Here is a 20,343-nt window from a genome sequence, read left to right on the forward strand (position 1 = left end):
CGCGGATTCGCTAGGTCGCTTCGTGGGCTAGATCAGGAGACTGCAGAAACGTAGCCGCGGCGGCGGATCGGATCGGGCGACCGGCACATCGGACTGGATGGCACCCTGCCAGGACGGCTGCACTTCGATCAGCGCAAGCATCGGTGGCGGCAAGGCCAGGGGCGGAACGGTCAACTTCACGGCGTCGGCCGCGACCGAGTGGTCCGGGCTGCAATGCTTCTCGCACAGCGCCGGATTGTCCTGCGTCTGCGCCATGCCCATCTCGGCGCAATGCCCGGTCATCGCCTTGGTTTCGGCGGGCATCTGCTCCATCGGGCACAGGTAAGCGGCCAGCGCCGTCTGCTGGAACAGCAGGCAGGCGATTACCAGGAAGGCGATCCGAAGGCGGTGGCGGGCACGCCGGAGCATGCGCGGATGGTACTCCTGACTGCGGGGGGTGCAACGAGGCCATTGACCGCGCTCAGGCGGAGAACAGACTCCTGATCAACGCCGCTTGAAGCGAGGCCCCGCAGCCGGGGCATTGGGGCCTCGCAGAGCGACCGGCGACCGAAGTGGCCAGTGGTTCGCCCATGCGTCCCGGATTCAGGAACGCATTGGACTGCAACACGCCTTACTTGCTCGGGTGCTTCGAGAACAGGCCCGCCGGCACCTTGCGGCCGTTGGACTCATAGATGCCCTTGATCGACTTGTACGACTCGAGCTCCGAGATGTAGCCGTCGTGGTTGGTGTCCTTCGTGGCGAACAGGGCGTTCTGGCCGGGTGCGACGGCGAGGAACTCGGCAAGCGAAACGCGGGCGTCGTCGTCGGTGTCGATGGCATTGAACTTCGCGTCGCCACACTTGCCTTCGCCGCACTTGCCTTCCGGCGCGACCTTGGCTGCGGCCACCGCGTAGCCCTGGGCGAGCGGTTGCATGGCGAACGAGGAACCGGCGATGACCATGCCGGCGAGGGCGACGCCGAGCGCGGCGACGGTGGAGTTGCGGTTATTGCGGGACATTGATGTAGCTCCAGTGGGTAAGGTCGGGAAGGCGCGACATGCGCATTCCTCGAGGCGGCATTCCGCGCGTGCTCGGTATCGCGCAGGTGTCTGGCCGTCGTGTTTTTTGTCTGGAAGCGTGTCGGCTGGGGCGCAGATACGGACCGATACAAGACGCGATCCTGGCCGGATCCAACTCTTCCACGGCCTGGAAGACTGACTTTCTCCACGCGTTCTTTCTTGGGTCCCATCGACGCGAGTAGCCTCGAATTACAGGCCACTCACCGAACGAGCGTGCTTGCCGCTATTCCCCGAGGAAGCTTCATGAACATCCATCACACGCCACTTTTCGTCCAACTCGAAGCACGCAGCCAGGGCTCACCGGCTGCAATCCGGATCATCGGAGGTTCGCCATGAATGCCCTCCTGGCCGATGTCATCGATGCCCATGGCGGGCTGACTCGCTGGAAGCGGCACGAGGCGCTTTCCGCCACGATCGTTACAGGCGGCGGATTCTGGCCCCTGAAGGGACTGCACCAGGATCCTACGCCCCGGACGGTCCGGGTCTCGCTACACGAGGAGCGTGCTTCGGTCGCCCCCTTTGGCAAGCCGGAGTGGCGAACCGCCTTCACCGCTGATCGCGTTGCCATCGAAACCGTCGACGGCGAGGTGGTTCGGGAACGCCTGGACCCGAGAGCGGCGTTCGAAGGCCACGGCATGAACACGCCCTGGGATCCACTTCACCGCGCCTACTTCAGTGGATACGCGATGTGGACCTATCTGTCCGCGCCATTCGCCTTGGCCATGCCGGGTTTCGAGGCCGAAGAGATCGCCCCCTGGAACGAAGGCGATGAAACATGGCGCGGGCTGCGAGTGAGCTTTCCGGGCCACATCGCCAGCCATAGCACGCAACAGGATTTCTATTTCGGCCCCGACTTCCTGCTGCGCAGGCATGACTACCGTGTCGACGTCGCCGGTGGCTTCGACGCCGTGCAATACGTCCACGACATCGTCGAGGTGGATGGGCTGAAATTCCCGAGCCGGCGCCGGGTGTATCTGCGCGGGCCCGACCTGCATCCGGTGCGTGATCTGCTGATGGTGTCGATCGACCTGAGTCACTTGCGACTGGAGTGACTCCGGGCCGTGGCGCACCGCGAAACCGCTTGAATTGGGACATGGCCTTTTGCCAGACGCTGAGCCGCAGCCCATTGCGGTCAAATAGCCGTCGCGCGTCTAACGGCCAGTCGGCGGCCACTGCAGCGCCACACCCCATGAACGGGGTGTGGCCGGGAGACCGGCGAATCAGGGCGAGGCATGTACCGCAGGGATCCGCGCCAAGCGGCCTTACGTCTCCGCGCCGTAAAAGAACTGCTCGTGCACGACCTTGCCGTCGCGGACGCGGTACACGCAGATTTCGTTGATCTGCGAGCGGCCCATGCCCTTGAAGGTCGCATCCAGGGTCATCGCGACACTGAACCAGTCGCCCGCGATCACCGGATCGCTGCAGCCGGCGCTATGGACTGCCTCGACGCCCTCTGCGAACTTGCGGCTCTTCTCGAAGATGGCCGGCAGACCCTTGGCATTGCCGAGCGACCCCGAAGGGGCCCACGGTGGTTCGATACTGACGGCGTCCTGTGCATAAAGTTCGCGCTGCGCCTGTTCGTACTGCCCGGCGCGGCACAACTCGACCAGGCGTTTGGCTACAGATTCGATGTTCATTGCGATGGCCATGTGAGGGTAGGAAAGTAAGCAACGGATGGCAGGATTCGCCCCTCCCGATCGGTCACATCGGTCGGGGAACTACCGGCGCTGCCTGCAGGTCGGCGTCAGGAACATCCGTCAGTGCAGGACTCCCAGTAATGCCTTGGCGGTTGCCTCCGAGGAGGCGGGGTTCTGTCCCGTGATCAGATTGCCATCGACGATCGCGAGGCTCTGCCAGTCGTCGACCTTCTCGAACCGACCGCCAAGACGCTTGAGCTCATCTTCGACAAGGAAGGGAACGACATTCGTCAGCTGCACCGCTTCCTCCTCCGAATTGGTAAAGCCCGTCACTCGCTTCCCCTTGACGATTGGCTCGCCCTTGTACTGGACGTGATGCAACACCGCTGGGGCATGGCACACCGCGGCAACCGGCTTGCCGGCATCGTAAAAACTCTCGATCAGCTTGATCGAGCTCTGGTCCTCCGCCAGATCCCACATAGGGCCGTGGCCACCGGGATAGAACACGGTGTCGTAGTCGTCCGCGGATACCGAGTCCAGGCGCCGGGTATTGGCGAGAATGGCCTGCGCGCCCCTGTCGCCACTGAATCGTATTTGTGCCGGCGTCTGGTTGGCCGGATCGTCGCTCTTGGGGTCGATCGGTGGCTGCCCGCCCTTGGGCGAGACAACCGTAACCTCCGCGCCCGCATCGGTGAAAACGTAATAGGGAGACGCGAACTCCTCCAGCCAGAAGCCTGTCTTCTCACCGGTATTTCCGAGAGTGTCGTGCGATGTAAGAACCATGAGAATCTTCACGAGAGTTCTCCTGATGGTGATCAAGTAGCGATCAAATCCTTGAAACGAAATGACAGAAAAGTAACGAATCCAACCTCCGATCAGGCGAATACAGCTTCGCCATGAACGGGAGATCAAAAGCTTTTACAGCAGGTTCTGTTATGCACGTGGCAAGAAGAACTGCGCAATGATCCTGCGCCAAGGACCCGAGCACTGATGCGGAATTAACCCAAGAAACGTGCCAAATCTTCTGTCTAAAACAGTTCAACACGAGACTCCGCAAAAACCGAATGAAGTTCGTCGCGTCCACGAGCGGCTCAGTCTTTCAACGGAATAAGTCGAGGTCGGACGATCGTGATCGGCGTAATGGCAGCGACCGCCCCGACCAAAACCGGATGTTCGCGAAGCGGTTACGTGGCAACGGCGACTTCGATGCCCCGGACCAGACGCGTTGCCAGCCGCTTGTTCTTCAACTGCGCCAACCACCACTCCAATGCGCGCCCCTGGTGGTCGCCGCGCCAGGCAACGAAGAGCTGGTTGGGCTCGCGCGGATCGGCCATTGCCTTCTCTATCAGAGCGCCACGTTTCAACAGCCCCGCGACGCGATCACGCGGTAGCCAGCCTATGCCCAACCCCTCGCATTGCGCCTGGATCTTGGCGCGCATGCTCGGCACGGCCAGCGAAGGTTGCCCGCCGAGCACTCCATAGCCCCGGACATCCACTCGTCGTGAGGTGTCGGCCACGACGATGGCCCTGTGCTGGATAACGGTCGCCCTGTCCAGCGGCTCCTCGGCCTTGGCCAAAGGATGGCTGGGCGACACCGCAAAGACCCAATCCATCACGCCCAATTCGTCCCAGCGCAGTCCGGGAATCACCGGCGGCTCGTTGGTGGCGCCCACCACCAGATCCGCGCGGCCGTCGCGCAGCGCATCCCATGTGCCGGTCAGGACTTCGTGCGTAATGCGCAGCGTGACGCCGGACTGCAGGGCGTCGAACGCGCGGATGACCGGCACCAGCGTTTCGAATTCCAGGATCTCATCGGTGACGATCCAGAGGCGATCTTCCCAACCTCCTGCCACCTGTTTGACGCGCTGCGTGAGCCGCGAAACGTCCAGGAGGAGCCGCGCGGCCTCTTGTGCCAGCAAGTGCCCGGCCGGGGTGAGCTGCAAACGGTAACGGCGTCGATCGAACAACAACGCATCGAAGCGCGCCTCGAGCTGCCGCGCGGCATGCGACACGGTAGACGGAGCCTTGCCCAGTCGGGCGGCCGCACGGGACAGGCTTCCGCTCTCGCGGATGGCCTCCAGCAGGGCCAATTCGTCGGCTGACAACATGTTCGACGCCTTCGAACGAGTTCGTCGTGATTATGGCACGGCAAATCGCATGTGCCGCGCCAGCATGCACTCACAGCAACTTGCTGGCATCGAAGGAAATCACCATGAACCGCTTTACCAACAAGACCGTTCTCGTCACCGGCGGCAGCAGCGGCATCGGCCTGGCCGCCGCCAGGGCGTTCGCCGCAGAAGGTGCGCGCGTGGTCATCACTGGCCGGGATGCTGCGGCGCTGGAGCAGGCCAAGGCCACCCTGGGCAACAACATCGTCGCACTACGCAGCGATGCCGGCAGCATCGCCGACGCGAAATCGCTAGCGGCGGCGCTGACCGCCAAGGACCTGCGCCTGGACGCCCTCTTCATCAACGCCGGTGCCGCGAAATTCGCCGCCTTCCCGGACGTGGACGAGGCGCTGTGGGACCAGATCTTCGACACCAACATCAAGGGCCCGTATTTCCAGGTCCAGGCCCTGTTGCCGCTGCTCAACCCGGGTGCGTCGATCGTGATCAACGGTTCCATCAATGCCCGCATCGGCATGCCCAACACGTCGGTCTATGCGGCGAGCAAGGCTGCCGTCATTTCACTGGCGAAGACGCTGTCGGCCGAGCTGCTGCCGCGTGGTGTGCGTGTCAACGTATTGAGCCCGGGCCCGGTCGCGACTCCGATCTACGGGAAGCTCGGCCTCGATGCAGCCACGCTCGAAGCCACGGCCGCGCAGATCCAGAGCCAGATCCCGCTGGGCCGCTTCGGTACTGCAGAAGAGATCGCCGCCACCGTGTTGCACCTGTCCGCGCCCGAGTCCGCCTACATCGTCGGCACCGAGATCATCGCCGACGGCGGCATGAGCCAGCTCTGAGCGGCGATTCCCGCCCCCGTCGCCGGCCGAAGCCTGCCCCTGATCACGTAGCTGTTCCCATCGGGCCTTCGGTTGTGCGGCAAATTCCCCCAAGGAGAACGTCATGAATACCTTGCTTCGTCCTTTCCAACTGGCTGCGGCCGCCCTGCTGATGGCGTTGGTGATGCAGTCTCACGCCCACGCCGCGGATAAGGCGGCCATCCAGAGCCACACCGCCGACGTCAACGGCGTCAACCTGCACTACCTGCAGGCCGGCAAGGGCAAGGAAACACCAGTCGTGCTCCTGCACGGCTATGCCGAAACCAGCCACATGTGGCTACCGCTGATCTCGCAGCTCAGCGACCGGCGCACGGTGATCGCACCGGATCTTCGCGGCGCCGGCTCGTCGTCCAAGCCGGACGGCGGCTACGACAAGAAGACCCTGGCCCAGGACGTCCATGCGCTGGTGCAGAAGCTGGGCTATCGCAAGGTCAAGATCGTCGGCCACGACATCGGCCTGATGGTCGCCTATGCCTACGCGGCGCAATACCCGAATGAAGTGGAGAGCATCGTACTGATGGATGCCTTCCTGCCGGGCGTGGGCGACTGGACCAAGGTCTGGTTGCTGCGTGACCTGTGGCATTTCCACTTCTACGGCGAAGTACCGCTGAAGCTGGTCGAGGGCCGCGAGCGCATCTACTTCGAGCACTTCTGGAACGACTTTGCCGCCGATCGCACGCATTCGATTCCCGAAGCGGACCGCCAGTTCTACGCGGCCGAATACGGCAAGCCCGGCGGCATGCGGGCCGGCTTCGAGTACTTCCGCAATTTCGAGCAGGATGCCAAGGACTTCGCGGGCTTCGCCCAGACCAAGCTGACCATGCCGATGCTCGTGATCGCTGGCGAAAAGGCCTCCGGCCAGTTCCTGATCGACCAGGGCAAGCTGGTGGACACCAATGTCGAAGGCGTCATCGTCAAGGGCTCGGGGCATTGGCTGATGGAGGAAGCCCCGGAGCAGACCATTCCCGCGCTCGTTGCATTCCTCAACAAGTAGCGCCGGTTGGGTACTGGGGAAACAAGGCGCGATTGCCCACGATGAATCGAGATGTGCCGGCAATCGCGCACTCCCTTCCTTCGATACACAGGAGTCGAACATGTCCGCCAGAATCCTTCCCGCCATCGTAGTGAGCGTCGCATTCTGCTCTGCTGCCATCACTGCAGCTGCGACAAACGATCCATCCGGTGCCGCCCGGCTTACTCCGCAGGAATATGCCCAACTGGCTCCCACCAGCGCGAGCGCCGGCACATCCGGCGTCGCCGGACTCGAGACCCGGGTACTGAAAGGGAAGCCATCGGGTAAAGGCCTCTACACGATCCTGCTCACCGTCCCGGCCCACACCCGCATCGCCGCGCACGACCATCCGGACGATCGCGTGGCGACGGTCATTTCCGGAACGTGGTACTTCGGCTACGGCACGAAGTTCGACGAGCACGCGCTAAAGGCGCTACCGCCCGGCAGCTTCTACACCGAACCTCCGGGTGAGGCACATTTCGCCCGTACCGGCGATACGGCCGTGGTGTTGCAGATCACCGGAGTCGGCCCGACGGGGACGACTTACGTGAAAGCGCCATAGAGGCACTCCGACCGCACTGGCGATTGAACGCGGCAGGGAAAGGCTGCCGAGGGTCGATTGCCGCCCAGGGTTGTGGGCATGCCCGAAGCGGGTATCACACGGCCCATCGTTGTCCGAGGCCGGGGCACTGGGTTCAACGCGCATCAGCGGGGAGTTGGACGACTGCATCCAGCCCCCCGCCATCGCGGTTGCGAAGCGACAGCGCCGCGCCGATGGCATCGGCGAGTTGCTGCGCTATCGCCAACCCAAGTCCGGTACCGCCGGTATCGCGGTTGCGCGATGCCTCAAGCCGATAGAAGGGTTCCAGGACGTTGGCGAGTTCGTTATCCGGAATTCCGGGGCCGTGATCGCGCACGGTAATGAGAACCTGCCTCGTGGCGCCGATCTCCACAAGCACCTCGGCCTCGCCGGCATACTTGAGCGCGTTGTCGATCAGATTCGCGACGATTCGCCGCAGCGCATGCAATCGTGTGTTTGCCTGCGCGCCGGAACGGCCCGCAAACGAAACAGGCTTGCCGATGTCGCGGTAATCGGCCACCAGACTTTCAAGGAACGCATCCATGTCCAGCCTCACAAGAGGCTCCTCGCCGCCGTGCGCGCTGCGGGCATAGGCGATGCCTTCGCGCACCAGGTGTTGCATCTGGCCGAGGTCGTCGAGCAACTTGTCGCGCTCCGGAGCGCCTTCCATCGACTCGACGCGCAGGCTCATGCGCGTGATTGGGGTCTGCAGGTCATGCGAGATCGACGCGAGAATATGCAGGCGCTCGCGCATATAGCGGGCAATTCTGTCCTGCATGGCATTGAAGGCATCGACGGCATTCGCGACCTCCTTCGGGCCACCAGGCTTCAGGCGTTCGCCATCGCCTGTCGGACGCAGCGACTGGGCGGCATTCGCCAAGCGCTCAAGCGGTCGCGTCGCCAATCGAACCGCCGCCAATGTACAGAGCAGCAGTAGCGCCAATTGCGCGGCCAGGACATACGGCAACCAACGTGCGATGGGCATTACCGACGGGCGGACGTCGACGGTAACGGCAGTGCCATCCCGCAGGATGGCATGTATCTCGAACCTTCCGGGATCGCCGCGCACCGCATTTGTCGTCAGCGGATAGTGCGGGCCCAAGCTCATCCCGATGCGCTGTGCCACATCGCGCCCATTGGGATCGGCCAACGGCGGCCCGCCCTCGCCCGCATCCAAGCGGTAGTAGAACGTGCGTCGCCGCAGCAACGGCAACATTTCAGCGCGTTCTGCAGGCAAGAGCCGGTCGAGCATGTTCACCGCCACGACGACATCCTGCTCCACGTTACTCATCAACATCGAACGAGCGGCTTCATAGCGCTCGTAGAAAAGCAGCGAAAACGACAGTCCATGCGCGATGAGCAGGCCACCGAAAAGAATCAGTGACAGCCGAGCGGCGATAGTGCGCGGTAGCCAGCGGGCTGCACCGAACGTTCTCACTCGCCCTCACCCACCAGCGTAACTGGCATACTGAAAACATAGCCTTCGCTACGCACGGTCTTGATGTACGACTGATCGCGTGCGTCGTCCTGCAGTCGCTGGCGCAGGCGACTCACTAGCAGGTCGATGGACCGCTCGAACATTTCGGCATCGCGGCCCTGCGTGAGATTGAGCAACTGATCCCGGTTCAGGACGCGATTGGGGTGGTCGAGAAACACGCGAAGCAGGCGGAACTCCGCGCCGCTGAGCGCCACGATCGTGTCGTCGGGTGCGAGCAGGTGTCGCGCGGTCGTGTCCAGGCGCCATTGGCCGAAGGCCAGCAAGCGACTGGCCTCGGTCACCTGGAGATTGGGAGGCAGCATGCGCGTGCGGCGGATGACGGCCTTGATTCGCGCCAGCAGCTCTCGCGCCGCGAAGGGCTTGACTACGTAGTCGTCCGCGCCCATTTCCAGCCCGAGAATGCGATCGGTAGGGTCGTCGCGTGCCGTAAGCATCACCACGGGGATAGTGCGGTGCTTGCTGGTGCGCAGGTTGCGCGCAATCGTCAGCCCGTCCTCGCCTGGCATCATCACGTCGAGAACGATGAGATCCACGGAGCCAGTGTCCAGCACCGCACGCATCTCGCGGCCGTCGCCGACACCGGTTGCGCGCAGTCCGTTCTTCTGCAGATAGTCAGCGACCATTTGCCGGATCTCGCGGTCGTCGTCGACGATCAGAATGTGATCTACGTGTTCCATGCGATTCTTCGGCAGGTGGGGAAACCGCGGAGCGCTTTCGCCCGGGGATTATGCATTCGCCAGCGCGGTCAGGCGCGGACAGTGTATTGGGACGGCAATTGCGGGATCCGTCGCTCTTTCTCTGTACTGCCTGCCACGACCGTTCCCTGGTCGTGACAGCGCTATTGCCGCCTCAGACGTGCATCGGGGAACACCGGATGACGCAGGTCTTGGGCCAGCACCTCGGGGCCAGGGCTCAGGCGACCGCCAGCTCGACATCCACGTTGCCGCGGGTCATGCGCGAGTACGGGCAGGTCTGATGGGCGACTTCGACCAGCTCGCGCTTCAGGTCCTCGTCCAGGCCAGGCAGGTTCACGTTCAACTTCACGGCCAGCTGGTAATCGCCGGCGCCGGTCTTGCCCAACGAAACTTCGGCATCGACGGAGGCATCCTCCGGCAGCCGGACCTTGCGGGCGGCGGCGGCCAACTGGATCGCGCCGATGAAACAGGCCGAGTAGCCGACGCCAAACAGTTGCTCCGGATTGGTACCCGGCTGGTTGGTGCCCGGCGTTCCAAGCTTGACGTCGAGCGCGCCATCGCTGGATTTTCCGGCGCCGGTGCGGCCGCCGGTGACGTGGGTGTGGGCGGTGTAGAGGATGGTTTCAACGGACTTGCTCATGACAGTGACTCCGGTGCTTTGGGGGAGGAAATGTTGTCTTGCGGGTACTACGGGTTTGCGCCTACTTGCGCTTTTATTGCTGCAACCGCCTGCCGACCGGAAGGTACGGCGACGATGCATCGACAAGGGAGTTGCGTACTTGGCGTGCCTATCTCTGGTCTACCGCCAATGTGCCAAGGACAACGCCTTGGGAATTCAGCTGCCGCAGCAGTTCGAGACCGTTCGCCTGCATCTGCGTCGGATCGATGCCCGTATCCGCGGCCAGCGCGGCGAGGTGTTCGCGGCCGGTGCGTTGCGTTGTCTGTAACGAGGCCAGCAAGTAGTACGCCAACGGCGCAATGCGGGCGAAGCGGACCTGGTGCCCGGCGTCGCGATGCACGAGCAGCGTGGTCCACTCGGCGGGCGGTTCATCCGGAATGTTCGCCGGTCCAATCTCGGCTACCGGCCAGCGATAGATCAGCGGCATCGCGAGCGGCGATAGAATCGGCACACCAAGCAGCAGGTCGCCGTCCGGATCGTGCGCCGGCGGCTGCGCATCGCTGACGAACAGCGCCTGCTCCACCCACTCGTAGTGCGCCAGTTCGGTTGCCCACGGCGGCATGCCCAACGTGTTGGCATGCGTTTCGAGGAAGTCGACGAACTCCGAGGCGATCTGTGTGAACAGCGGCGTAAGGCTGCGATATCCGCCATAGAATGCCTGCACTAGCTCTTTCCAGCGTTTATCGCCCAGGGTTTCGCGAATGACCGGGAAGCCGCTTGCGAGCAGGCTGTCGATATTGTTGAAGAACAGCTCGCGGTACACGCGCAACCGGCGCGGCTCGATGCCCGGAGGCGGCGCATGGGCGTCCGGATCGCGCAGGTGGCGCGCGAGGGTGAACTGCTGTTCCCGCAGGGTGGCGATGTCAGGCTGCACGGCTCTGCTCCAGCAGTCGTGCACGGTCGGCATAGGCCGCCTGCATCATTCGGATGCGCCCGGTCTCTTCCAGGAGCTCCTTCAAGGGTGGGAAATTGAAGTCGCGTTCCAGCAACGTCGGACGCACGCCGAAGCGGCGGTACGCGCTGGCCAGCAGCGCCCACACGTCCGGCTTCACCGGCGCGCCGTGGGTATCGACCTTCAGGTCGATGTCTTCGTCGTAGTGACCGGCGATGTGGTACTGGGTGACTCGGCCGGCAGGCAGGCGCGCGAGGAAGTCTTCGGCGTCGTAGCCGTGGTTGATGGAATTGACGTACAGATTGTTGACGTCCAGCAGCAGGTCGGTGTCGGCTTCGCTCAGCACGGCGCTGATGAAGTCGACCTCGGCCAACGCCTGGTACGGCGCGGCGTAGTAGGAAACGTTCTCCACCGCGATGCGACGGCCCAGCACGTCCTGCACTTGGCGGATGCGCGAGGCGACGTGACGGATCGCCTCTTCGGTGAAGGGAATGGGCATCAGGTCGTACAGCTGCCCTTCGTCGGACGTATAGCTCAGGTGTTCGCTGTACAGCGCGACGTCGAAACGGTCGTTGAATTCGCGCGTGCGGCGAAGCAACTCCATATCCAGCGGCTCAGCCCCGCCAAGCGATAGCGACAGGCCGTGCGCGGTGATCGGGAAGCGGGCCGACAACTGCGTCAGCTGCTCGCCGAATTGCCCGCCCACGCCGATCCAGTTGTCCGGTGCGACTTCCAGGAAATCGACCGCGCCATCCTTCATGGCGAGCAACTGCGGCAGCAGACCGCGACGCAGTCCCAGGCCAGCGGAAGTTGTAGAACCGATGGTGCGCATGACGAATTCCTTCAAAAGGATGGGCGCCCTCTCGTGAGAGAGAATGAGAGAGCCGAGAGGGCGCCAGGGGAACTACGAAGCACTAATGCCTTGATCGTCTTACTTGGCGTAGTTTGCGAACAGGCCGGCCGGGATCGACTTGCCATTGGATTCGAAGGCGCGCTTGACGTTGTCATAGGCTTCCTTCTCGCTGATGTAGCCGTCGCGGCTCTTGTCGATCTGGGCAAAGTAGGCGTCGCCGTTCGGCACGACTGCGAGGAACTCGGCCTTCGAGACGCGACCGTCGTCGTCGGTGTCGGTCTGGGCGAAGCGGGCGTCGCCGCACTTGCCTTCACCGCACTTGCCTTCGGCGGCCTTCGTCACGGCTGCGGCCTGGGCGGGCTTGGCCTCGGTCGCGCCGCACTTGCCCTCGCCGCACTTGCCTTCTTCGCCGGCATGGCTGGCGGTGACCATGTATCCCTGTGCGAGCGGCTGCACGGCAAAGGCGGTGCCGGACAGGATCATGCCGGCGAGTGCGATGCCGAGCATGCCGGCGGTCTTGTTGCGGGTGTTGTTATCGCGGTTCATTGCATTTACTCCGGGGGAAATATGCGGCTATGCCGCAGGGGTTGCGCCGCGATTGCGGCGCGCATTTGAAATGAGGTAATCGAGGCTGAGGTGTCCTGCGCCCTTGAAGATCAGCGGCGCGAGCATGAGCAGGAACAGCAGCGGCAGCTTGTAGTTGCCAAAGCCCTGGTTGGTGATCGCATAGCCCTGCCAGAGTTCGGCGAAGCTCGACCAATGGGCGGGCAGGTGCACGGCATGGATCGCGACGATCGTCAACAGGAACAGCGCGAATGCCGCATAGCGTGTGCCGAATCCGATGAGTATCGCGACCGCACCGACCAGTTCGATCCATGTCGCCATCGCCCAGTTGACGTTCGGGCTGAGCAACGAGAACGGAAAGAGGAACTTGTCGGCGAGATCTGCGAACCAGTTGTCGCCATGCAGCTTTTCCCATCCGGCCTCGAAGAATTCCCAGGCGAGGATGGCGCGGAGGCCGACTGGAGCTGCCCAGTTCCCTGCCCGCTCGAGACGGGAGATAAGCGCCGTGTGCGCTGCAGTGATGGTATTGGTGGACATCTTGAAATTCCTAAGGAGCGAGTGTTTCGGTGACGCTATTTCACCGTTGTGCGGTATCTCGGATGTGTCCCATCGCCGTGCTTTTTGTCCACGAGCATGTCCGTCGCTTCGCGCGATACAAACCGTTACAAAGGGCTGAACCTCACTCCCGGAGGAGCGCACGAACGCGTGCTTCGGTCTGCTCGTACCCGCCCTCGCCGAAATGTGAATAGACGACGCGACCCTGACGATCGATCAGGTACTGCGCGGGCCAATAGCGATTCCCGTACGCGTTCCAGGTCTTGTAGCTGTTGTCCTGCGCGACCGGATAGCGGATCCCGTAGCGCTGCACGGCGCCGCGGACGTTGGCGAGGACGCGCTCGTGGCCGAATTCGGGGGTGTGTACGCCCACCACGACGAGCCCTTGCGGGGCATACCGCTCGTGCAATTGCCTAACGTGCGGTATGACATGGATGCAGTTGATGCAGTCGTACGTCCAGAACTCGACCAGCACCACCTTGCCGCGTAGCGATTGCATCGTCAGCGGAGGGCTGTTGATCCAGTGATTGATGCCAGTGAACTCCGGCGCCATGGGCGGCGAAGATGACGAGGCCTTGTTGGGAAGGATGGGTTCTTGCTGGTTGTCAGCCATGCAGGAGGTGGCGGCGAGGCACGCCAGAAGGGCGGCGGAAATCTGCTTGATCATGGAATTACAGTCCGGTGGAGATGACAGGGAGCCACTGGGTCGCCCACGCGATCAGCGTGGTGTCGCAGTGGAGGAGTTGCAGCGCGGCCACGCCGATGGCGACCACGCCGAAGACCTTGCGGAACAGGTCGGCTCGGCGATTGAAGAAGGACAGGCGCGAAGACACCCAGTGCCCGCCGTACGCGATGGCCAGCATGGGAACACCTGCGCCCAGCGCATAGAGGCCGAGCAGCGCTGTCGCCTCACCCGGCGCTTGCGCACTGGCCGCCAGTGCCAACACGGCGGTCAACACGGGCCCGGCGCATGGTGTCCACGCGACACCCAGCGAGGCACCGACGATGAGTGCGTTGGCCTTTCCCTGCGGCAAGCGCGAGGGCGCACGGTTGGGGCGGAGCACGGCGAGCAGGTGTTGCGTGCGGGCCGCCAGCCATTCGAACGGCGTCGCCCACACACAGCCAAGACCTGCAACGAGGAGCACGACTATGGAAGCTGTGCGGATAGCCTGCTGCGCTTCGCCCGAACTCGACGCCATCGCGCCGATGAGGATTCCACCCAGCGCGAACGAAAGGACGAAGCCGATGATGATGAGGAGCGGCTCGATACGGCTACGGCCGGCGGTGGTCGCAAGCACGATCGGAAGCACCGGCAAGATGCACGGCGAGGCGATCGTCGCGATGCCGGCGACGGCGGCAAGTGCGTAATCCAACATGACGGATCCTGCGTGACTTCGATGTTGCGCAGGATCGCCGTGGCCTGTACTGCAGGTGTGTCGCGGTTCGCCTGAATCGCAAGCCCGTGTGTGCAACACGGGCCTGGATACAGTCTGTTACGAATCAACCTTCCTCGATCCGCATGCTCTGCTCCATCGCGAAGCACTGGTCCCAGATCCACGCGTCGTAGCCGCCAAGGCGCGTGGCCCATTTCGGCGTAAGCGTATTGACGCACTGGAGCGCGACGCGATCGATGTAGTTGTCGAACAGCGCCCAAGGGTTGGTCTGGTCCTTCGGGTCCATCCCCTCGCCCAGCTTGGTCGTCGCGAGCGCGCCGCCGGCGGCCTTCTTGAGGTCGGCATAGAACTCGGCTTGGACGTCGACGTCGGCTCGGGTACCGGTACGCGCAACGTGACCACCGACCAGGGTGTCCCAGCCCTTCATCTTGCGGATGTCTTCGACCTGGGCAAACACCGCAGGCACGTCCTGCGCGACCGCGAAACGCCGCCACGGCATCCAGCCGGGGAAGATCACGTCAACGACCATGAGCACCTTCTGCTCCGGCGCCCGGATATAGATATTGCCGGGCTCGTGCGCGTTTCCGAAATAGGAAAGCTCCAGCTTCTTGCCGCCGACATTGAGCGTGTACTTGTCCTGGAAGGTAACCGATGGCACGGGACGGTCCGGGTCGGCCGCGCGCTTCAGCAAACGGGCGGTTTCGGCATGAGCGATGATGACCGGATTGCCGCCAATGGCCTTCGCGCCACCGATGTGGTCCTTGTGCGCATGGCTGTAGATTAGATGGGTGATCGGCTTGTCGGTTACTTCCGCGATGCCCTGCTGGATCTTCGCCGCGTACAAGGGTGGCGCGTCGACTACTACGACGCCCTTGTCGTAAACCAGGAACATCGACTGGTAGACATTGTCGGTGATCATGTACAAGCCGCCGCCGAAGTCCTGCAGCCGGTATCCCTTCGCGGGATCGACGTCCGGCCCCTTCGCAGCTTCAGGAATGTCCATGTACCGGGCGGTGCGATCGCCGATTGCCGGAATCGCAGGCATGCCGGGATACGGTGCGTCGGCCGCGTCGACCCGGTTACTGTTCGCCTGTGCGGCCACGTCCGCGGCGGCGAACAGGGACAGGCCGGCCGTGAGCATGGCCGTCGCAAGAATATGAAGGATATGTCGCATGGGGGTTCTCCTGGTATGCGCGGTCACGCGATCGAGATCTGCACGTCGATGTTGCCGCGCGTGGCACGCGAGTACGGACAAGTCTTGTGGCCTTCCTCGACGAGTTCTCGCTTCAGCGCATCGTCGAGACCCGGAAGGTCGACTCGGAGCTTCACGGCGATCTGATAGTTGCCGTCGGCTATGGTGCCAAGCGTGACATCGGCATCTATGGCCGTGTCGTCGGGCAGGCGCAGCTTGCGCTTGCTCGCCGCGACTCCAAGCGCACCAAGGAAACAGGCGGCATAACCCACGCCGAAAAGCTGCTCCGGATTCGTTCCTGGCTTTCCACTACCTGGCATGCTGAGCTTCACGTCGAGCTGACCATCATCGGAGCGACCGGCACCGTCGTGACGGCCACCCGTGATATGCGTGTGCGCCGTGAACAGCTCCTTCTCGATGGGCGCGATGTTGTTGGAGAGGTTCATTTTTTCCTCACTTTTCCGGTGTGCCCGACTTCACGGTGTAATCGGGCAAGTGCACTTCGACTTCGCGATTGGTCTGCAACCCGAACTCCATCAACCGACCGATGCGCTGTTGCGTGGACGGACGCCCGACCGATCCGATGAAGGCGTCCCATTCCTTGCCGATCTCTTCATTGCTCGGCAGGCTGTTGGCGTTGACCAGGCCCTTGATGTCGGCGATGGCGCGCTTGTCGAACGTCGAGATTCTGCGTGCGAGTTTGTCGACGAAGGCGTCGAGTTGCGCATCGGGCAATGCACGGTTGACATAGCCATAACGTTCGGCAAGTTCACCGTCGATATCGTTGCCGCTGAGCAGGACTTCCAATGCGCGGCCACGACCCATCAGGCGTGGCAAGCGGGCCATGGGGCCGCCACCGGGCACGAGTCCTGCCCCGATCTCCCACTGTGACAACACGGCCTTTTCCCGGCTGGCGAAGCGCATGTCGCTGGCCAGTGCGAGCTCGCTGCCGACGCCGGTGGCTCGGCCGCGGATCGAAACGATCGAAACGACTGGCGCGCGGCTCAGGCGCACGAGCATGTCGGGCAGCGGCGGAAGACCCGTCGTCCCTGCGGGCATTTCGGTCGATTCTTCGAGCGGAGGCACGAAGTCGTAGTGCGTCAGGAAGAAGCCGGGAACCGCGCTGTCGAACACGACCACGCGCACGTCCGGGTCCTGTTCGATCTGCGTGATCACCGCATTGAGTTGCGGCATGGCACGCGGTCCGTAGATATTGAACGGCGGGTTGTCGATCGTGACGCGCCAGTATCCCGGGGTGATGCGTTGCAGCCGGAACTGGTCCGTCTTCTTGTCGACACGGCGCGCTTCGGTGGAATCGGCCTGTGCGGCCGGATCGGCCGCCAACCCTGCTCCGGACGTCGCAAGACCTGCGACCAGTACCGCGGCGGTTAGCAGATGCATTTTCATGGCGAACATCTCCCGCGTCGCCGCCATGAGGACGGCGACGCGATGCAATGGAAAGGAAAGAATGCTGGGACGTCAGGATTGGCCGGCAGCAAGTCGTCGTCGGAGTTCGGGCACGGGCAGACCGCCCCAACCCCAGTTCTCAAGCGGGACTTCTTCGATGATGACGAAGGTGGAGTCGAGCGGCTTGTTCAATACTTTCAAAAGCAGCTCGCTTACGCCCTTGATGAGCTCGGCCTTCTCTTCGTTGGTCGGTGCGTCGCGATCGGGCGTCGTGCCTTCGCGAGTTACCTGGATCGTTACCATAGGCATGGCATTCTCCTGGTGGATGGCGTATGCGGGTATGCGTCAGTGGCCGGCGCTCTGGCCACCATCGACGTGCAGGATCTCGCCTGTCACGAAGCCGGCGGACTCGAGGAATACAACCGCCTGCACGATGTCCGCGATATCACCCAAGCGGGCGACCGGATGAAGCGCGGCCAGCCATTCATGCGTTTCCGGCGGGTGAAGCGGGGTCTTGATCACGCCTGGCGACACCGCGTTAACGCGGATACCGCGCTTGGCGTACTCGATGGCGAGCGACTTAGTCGCGGCGTTGAGGCCACCCTTGGTAAGGGAAGCAAGCACTGACGGTACGCCTTCGATCGCGTGGTCGGTGAGACTCGTCGTGATGGTAACGACGTGGCCACTGCCCTGCTTTTCCATCTCGGCAATGGCGGCCTGGGTGATGTTGAAGAAACCGTCCAGGTTTACGGAGATGTTGAGCGAGTAGTCGTCTTCGGTGAGCTGCGTGAAGGGCTTGGCTGTGAAGACGCCGGCGTTGTTGACCAGGGTGTCGATGCGACCAAATTGCGCCAGAGCCTCCGAGACGATGCGCTTGGCAACGGCGGGATCGGCGATATCGCCGGCGACGGTAAGGACGTCCGGATCGTTGCTCGCTTTGATGTTGCGGGAATTGGCGACAACGCGGTAGCCGCGGTCACGGAGGGAGTGGACGACGCCGGCGCCGATGCCTTGGGAGGCACCAGTGACGATGGCGACTTTGCGGGAGGTGTTCATGGTGTCGGACTCTGAGTTGGGGGAGTGTCGGAGGTGATTCCTTTCGACAACCCGCAATCTAGGCGTCCACGCGGCGCCTGCGAATCCAACGCGTCAGGCAGACATCCTTCCGCGAAACGAAACAATCGGCCGGGGAGGCTATCCCGGCTGACGCGCGAAGGCCGCCCGTAGGCGTGGCAACGCGAAGTCGACGAAGGCCCGCACCTTTGGCACGGACAACCGCCCGTACGGCGTCACCAGATGCACCGGGATGGGCGGCGGCTGCGCACCGGCCAGCACGACACGCAATGCATCGCGTTCGAGCTCCGACGCGACATGGTAGGACAACAGGCGCGCGACGCCGTGCCCCTCGACCACGGAGGCGATCACCGCGCGCACGCTGTTGACCACCATCCGTGGCGTGAGCGAGACCGAACGGGGAATCGTGCTGCCTTCCACCGGAGGAAAGCTCCAGGCGTCCACGCCCATATGCTCGCTCGTGACGATGCTATGTTTCGCGAGATCCGCGATGTCGTTGATGCGAGGGTGCGTGGCCAGGTATCGCGGCGAGGCCACGACGATTCGTCGCACCTCACCGACCGACTGCGCCACGAGTGTCGAATCGGCCAAGTTGGCAATGCGCAAGGCGACATCGATCCCCTCGTCAACCAGGTTGACCGGGCGCTCCAGCAGATGCATGCGGACATGCACCGTGGGGTATTCCTCGATGAAGGCATCGACAATCGGACGAAGCAATTCCACGCCGGCGAATACAGTGGCCGTTAGCGTCAGGGTGCCGCGCGGAACCGAGCGCTCACCGGCGGCCTGTCTATCGGCTTCCTCCAGCTCGTTAAGAACGCGGCGACATGCGGCGGCATAACGCTCGCCAGCTTCGCTCAACTTGCTCGATCGCGTGGTCCGGTGCAGCAAGGGAACGCCGACGTGCGCTTCGAGATATGCGATTGCACGACTCACCGCCGCTGGTGAGCGGCCGGTGCGACGACTCGCGCCGGCGAGGCTACCCTCATCCAGTGCCGCGATGAAGATCTTCATGGCCTCGATGCGATCCATCCGTTCCTCAGCCGAGCTCGCCCTGTCGGTTTGCGACGCAGACATCGTCGCACGCTTCCATCATTTCATGGGCAAGGGTTCGTACGAGACTGCCCGCGGACATCGTCCGAGCGAGCGGCGCGCCCTGCCCGGCCCAGTGGGCGCCGTAGCCGCTGTAACCCGCCGCCATTGCAGCGGCATGCAATGCCTTGCCCGCGTGATACGCGAGCGGATAGTCGGGGATATCGGCGTCGGCAATGGTCGCGCCCAAGCGGGTGAAATCGTTCGGGAGTCCGCGTGCAGGCCGACCGGAAATGGCGCGCGTGATGACGGTATTGCAGGCATCCGAACCCAGCAGTCGCTCGCGGTATGCGGCATCCGCGAGCGATTCGTCGGTGGCGACGAACGCAGTGCCCAGCTGTGCCGCGCATGCACCTAGGGCGAGTGCCGCGGCGATTCCGGCCCCATCCATTATTCCGCCCGCGGCGATAATTGGAAGCGACACGTTCTGTGCCAGCAGGCGCGTCAGCGCCATGATTCCGAGCTGCAGATCGTCCGCGTCAGGATCGAAAACACCGCGATGCCCGCCAGCTTCGACGCCTTGCGCAACGATGGCGTCGAGGCCAGCGCGTTCGATCGCCTGCGCTTCCGCGAGATTCGTTGCAGTTGCGATCAGCACGATGCCACTCGACCGCAACGCCTCGATCTGGCTCTGATCCGGCAAGCCAAAATGGAAGCTCACGACGCGAGGACGCTCCTCGACGAGCATCGCGCACATTGCCGCATCATGGAGAAAAGAGACGTACGGCGAGCGCAATGCTTCAGGCGGCCGCGCCCGCCAGCGCTCGAACTCCGGCCGAAGATGATCCAGCCACCGCACTTCCCTGCTCGCACAGGCCACCGGCGCACGATGCACGAACACATTGACGTTGAGCGGCCGGGCACACGCTCGCTTGAACGCTCCAATCGCATCGCGCGCCTGCGCCACCCCCATGGCCCCTATCGCCAAGGCACCGAGCCCTCCGGCTGCCGAGACTGCCGCCGCCATCGCAGGCGACGAAATGCCCGCCATCGGCGCCTGCAGAATCGGCAATGACACACCAAGCGTCTGGAGAAAACGCTGCTTCATGAAGCGCGACCTGGCAGGCCCATGGACTGATCCACGTACGCATCCATGCTATGCGCTCCGCCGGCCACGTACAGCCAAAATCGCCGGCATGCAGAAAGAATGCCAGCGATGCC

Annotated in this window: 25 protein-coding genes; 4 read left to right on the forward strand and 21 right to left on the reverse strand. The window is 63.3% G+C overall.

Annotated features, from left to right (window positions below; translation table 11 throughout):
* Nucleotides 1–27 precede the first annotated feature (27 nt).
* On the reverse strand, nucleotides 28–408 hold the full coding sequence (locus H8B22_RS00390; RefSeq protein ID WP_187712203.1) for a hypothetical protein: 381 nt from the start codon (nucleotides 406–408) through the stop codon (nucleotides 28–30).
* 202 nt (nucleotides 409–610) lie between these two features.
* Nucleotides 611–997, reverse strand: coding sequence for an HvfA family oxazolone/thioamide-modified RiPP metallophore (locus H8B22_RS00395; RefSeq protein WP_187712204.1), 387 nt, complete (start codon nucleotides 995–997; stop codon nucleotides 611–613).
* Nucleotides 998–1,389: 392 nt separating this feature from the next.
* On the opposite strand from H8B22_RS00395, the gene H8B22_RS00400 reads away from it, so the two are divergent.
* Nucleotides 1,390–2,109, forward strand: a complete 720-nt coding sequence (locus H8B22_RS00400; protein ID WP_187712205.1) for a hypothetical protein — start codon at nucleotides 1,390–1,392, stop codon at nucleotides 2,107–2,109.
* Between the two features lie 210 nt (nucleotides 2,110–2,319).
* Here the strand turns inward: H8B22_RS00400 and H8B22_RS00405 are convergent, their stop codons facing one another.
* From H8B22_RS00405 to H8B22_RS00415, 3 genes are all read right to left on the reverse strand, one after another.
* Nucleotides 2,320–2,706, reverse strand: coding sequence for a nuclear transport factor 2 family protein (locus tag H8B22_RS00405; RefSeq protein ID WP_225876228.1), 387 nt, complete (start codon nucleotides 2,704–2,706; stop codon nucleotides 2,320–2,322).
* A gap of 108 nt (nucleotides 2,707–2,814) precedes the next feature.
* Nucleotides 2,815–3,489: a type 1 glutamine amidotransferase domain-containing protein gene (locus tag H8B22_RS00410; protein WP_187712206.1), complete on the reverse strand. Its 675-nt coding sequence runs from the start codon at nucleotides 3,487–3,489 to the stop codon at nucleotides 2,815–2,817.
* A gap of 389 nt (nucleotides 3,490–3,878) precedes the next feature.
* A complete protein-coding gene (locus H8B22_RS00415) occupies nucleotides 3,879–4,802 on the reverse strand; it encodes a LysR family transcriptional regulator (RefSeq protein ID WP_187712207.1) in 924 nt (307 codons plus the stop codon).
* 104 nt (nucleotides 4,803–4,906) lie between these two features.
* Between H8B22_RS00415 and H8B22_RS00420 the strand changes: the two genes are divergently transcribed.
* The 3 genes from H8B22_RS00420 (at nucleotide 4,907) to H8B22_RS00430 (ending at nucleotide 7,269) form a co-directional block, all read left to right on the forward strand.
* Complete coding sequence (locus H8B22_RS00420; protein ID WP_187712208.1) at nucleotides 4,907–5,656, forward strand: SDR family oxidoreductase; 750 nt, start codon at nucleotides 4,907–4,909, stop codon at nucleotides 5,654–5,656.
* Between the two features lie 103 nt (nucleotides 5,657–5,759).
* Complete coding sequence (locus H8B22_RS00425) at nucleotides 5,760–6,689, forward strand: alpha/beta fold hydrolase (protein WP_187712209.1); 930 nt, start codon at nucleotides 5,760–5,762, stop codon at nucleotides 6,687–6,689.
* A gap of 100 nt (nucleotides 6,690–6,789) precedes the next feature.
* On the forward strand, nucleotides 6,790–7,269 hold the full coding sequence (locus H8B22_RS00430) for a cupin domain-containing protein (protein ID WP_187712210.1): 480 nt from the start codon (nucleotides 6,790–6,792) through the stop codon (nucleotides 7,267–7,269).
* Nucleotides 7,270–7,402: 133 nt separating this feature from the next.
* On the opposite strand, the gene H8B22_RS00435 is transcribed toward H8B22_RS00430, so the two are convergent.
* The 16 genes from H8B22_RS00435 to H8B22_RS00510 all read right to left on the reverse strand — a co-directional run bounded on the left by H8B22_RS00435 (nucleotide 7,403) and on the right by H8B22_RS00510 (nucleotide 20,230).
* Nucleotides 7,403–8,725 carry a HAMP domain-containing sensor histidine kinase gene (locus tag H8B22_RS00435; RefSeq protein WP_187712211.1) on the reverse strand — a complete coding sequence of 441 codons (1,323 nt, stop codon included), beginning with the start codon at nucleotides 8,723–8,725 and terminating at the stop codon, nucleotides 7,403–7,405.
* Nucleotides 8,722–9,462 (reverse strand): response regulator, encoded by a 741-nt coding sequence (locus H8B22_RS00440; RefSeq protein WP_187712212.1) that lies wholly within the window; start codon nucleotides 9,460–9,462, stop codon nucleotides 8,722–8,724. The genes H8B22_RS00435 and H8B22_RS00440 overlap by 4 nt, the downstream gene beginning before the upstream one ends.
* Before the next feature lie 235 nt (nucleotides 9,463–9,697).
* On the reverse strand, nucleotides 9,698–10,120 hold the full coding sequence (locus tag H8B22_RS00445; RefSeq protein ID WP_187712213.1) for an organic hydroperoxide resistance protein: 423 nt from the start codon (nucleotides 10,118–10,120) through the stop codon (nucleotides 9,698–9,700).
* Between the two features lie 148 nt (nucleotides 10,121–10,268).
* Entirely contained in the window at nucleotides 10,269–11,033 is a 765-nt protein-coding gene (locus H8B22_RS00450) for an HvfC family RiPP maturation protein (protein WP_225876229.1), read from the reverse strand.
* The gene (locus H8B22_RS00455; protein ID WP_187712215.1) at nucleotides 11,023–11,883 is read right to left on the reverse strand and encodes an HvfB family MNIO-type RiPP peptide maturase; all 861 of its coding nucleotides are present in this window, start codon (nucleotides 11,881–11,883) and stop codon (nucleotides 11,023–11,025) included. Before H8B22_RS00455 ends, H8B22_RS00450 begins: the two co-directional genes overlap by 11 nt.
* 99 nt (nucleotides 11,884–11,982) lie before the next feature.
* Nucleotides 11,983–12,450 (reverse strand): HvfA family oxazolone/thioamide-modified RiPP metallophore, encoded by a 468-nt coding sequence (locus tag H8B22_RS00460; RefSeq protein WP_187712216.1) that lies wholly within the window; start codon nucleotides 12,448–12,450, stop codon nucleotides 11,983–11,985.
* 27 nt (nucleotides 12,451–12,477) lie between these two features.
* Nucleotides 12,478–13,005 (reverse strand): HvfX family Cu-binding RiPP maturation protein, encoded by a 528-nt coding sequence (locus H8B22_RS00465; RefSeq protein ID WP_187712217.1) that lies wholly within the window; start codon nucleotides 13,003–13,005, stop codon nucleotides 12,478–12,480.
* Nucleotides 13,006–13,147: 142 nt separating this feature from the next.
* Nucleotides 13,148–13,690: a thioredoxin family protein gene (locus tag H8B22_RS00470; RefSeq protein WP_187712218.1), complete on the reverse strand. Its 543-nt coding sequence runs from the start codon at nucleotides 13,688–13,690 to the stop codon at nucleotides 13,148–13,150.
* A 4-nt stretch (nucleotides 13,691–13,694) separates the two neighbouring features.
* Nucleotides 13,695–14,399 (reverse strand): cytochrome c biogenesis CcdA family protein, encoded by a 705-nt coding sequence (locus tag H8B22_RS00475; protein WP_187712219.1) that lies wholly within the window; start codon nucleotides 14,397–14,399, stop codon nucleotides 13,695–13,697.
* A gap of 124 nt (nucleotides 14,400–14,523) precedes the next feature.
* A complete protein-coding gene (locus H8B22_RS00480; RefSeq protein WP_208456910.1) occupies nucleotides 14,524–15,591 on the reverse strand; it encodes an MBL fold metallo-hydrolase in 1,068 nt (355 codons plus the stop codon).
* Between the two features lie 23 nt (nucleotides 15,592–15,614).
* Complete coding sequence (locus tag H8B22_RS00485; protein ID WP_208456911.1) at nucleotides 15,615–16,055, reverse strand: organic hydroperoxide resistance protein; 441 nt, start codon at nucleotides 16,053–16,055, stop codon at nucleotides 15,615–15,617.
* Between the two features lie 7 nt (nucleotides 16,056–16,062).
* Nucleotides 16,063–17,016: an enoyl-CoA hydratase/isomerase family protein gene (locus H8B22_RS00490; protein WP_187712220.1), complete on the reverse strand. Its 954-nt coding sequence runs from the start codon at nucleotides 17,014–17,016 to the stop codon at nucleotides 16,063–16,065.
* 72 nt (nucleotides 17,017–17,088) lie between these two features.
* A complete protein-coding gene (locus H8B22_RS00495) occupies nucleotides 17,089–17,325 on the reverse strand; it encodes a tautomerase family protein (RefSeq protein WP_187712221.1) in 237 nt (78 codons plus the stop codon).
* Nucleotides 17,326–17,361: 36 nt separating this feature from the next.
* Nucleotides 17,362–18,072, reverse strand: coding sequence for an SDR family NAD(P)-dependent oxidoreductase (locus tag H8B22_RS00500; protein WP_187712222.1), 711 nt, complete (start codon nucleotides 18,070–18,072; stop codon nucleotides 17,362–17,364).
* 138 nt (nucleotides 18,073–18,210) lie between these two features.
* Entirely contained in the window at nucleotides 18,211–19,104 is an 894-nt protein-coding gene (locus H8B22_RS00505; RefSeq protein WP_237683867.1) for a LysR family transcriptional regulator, read from the reverse strand.
* Between the two features lie 25 nt (nucleotides 19,105–19,129).
* On the reverse strand, nucleotides 19,130–20,230 hold the full coding sequence (locus H8B22_RS00510) for an NAD(P)H-dependent flavin oxidoreductase (RefSeq protein ID WP_187712224.1): 1,101 nt from the start codon (nucleotides 20,228–20,230) through the stop codon (nucleotides 19,130–19,132).
* Nucleotides 20,231–20,343: the final 113 nt, after the last annotated feature.

It is taken from the genome of Lysobacter terrestris, assembly GCF_014489475.1.
In the GTDB taxonomy this organism is placed as follows: Bacteria; Pseudomonadota; Gammaproteobacteria; order Xanthomonadales; family Xanthomonadaceae; genus Agrilutibacter; species Agrilutibacter terrestris.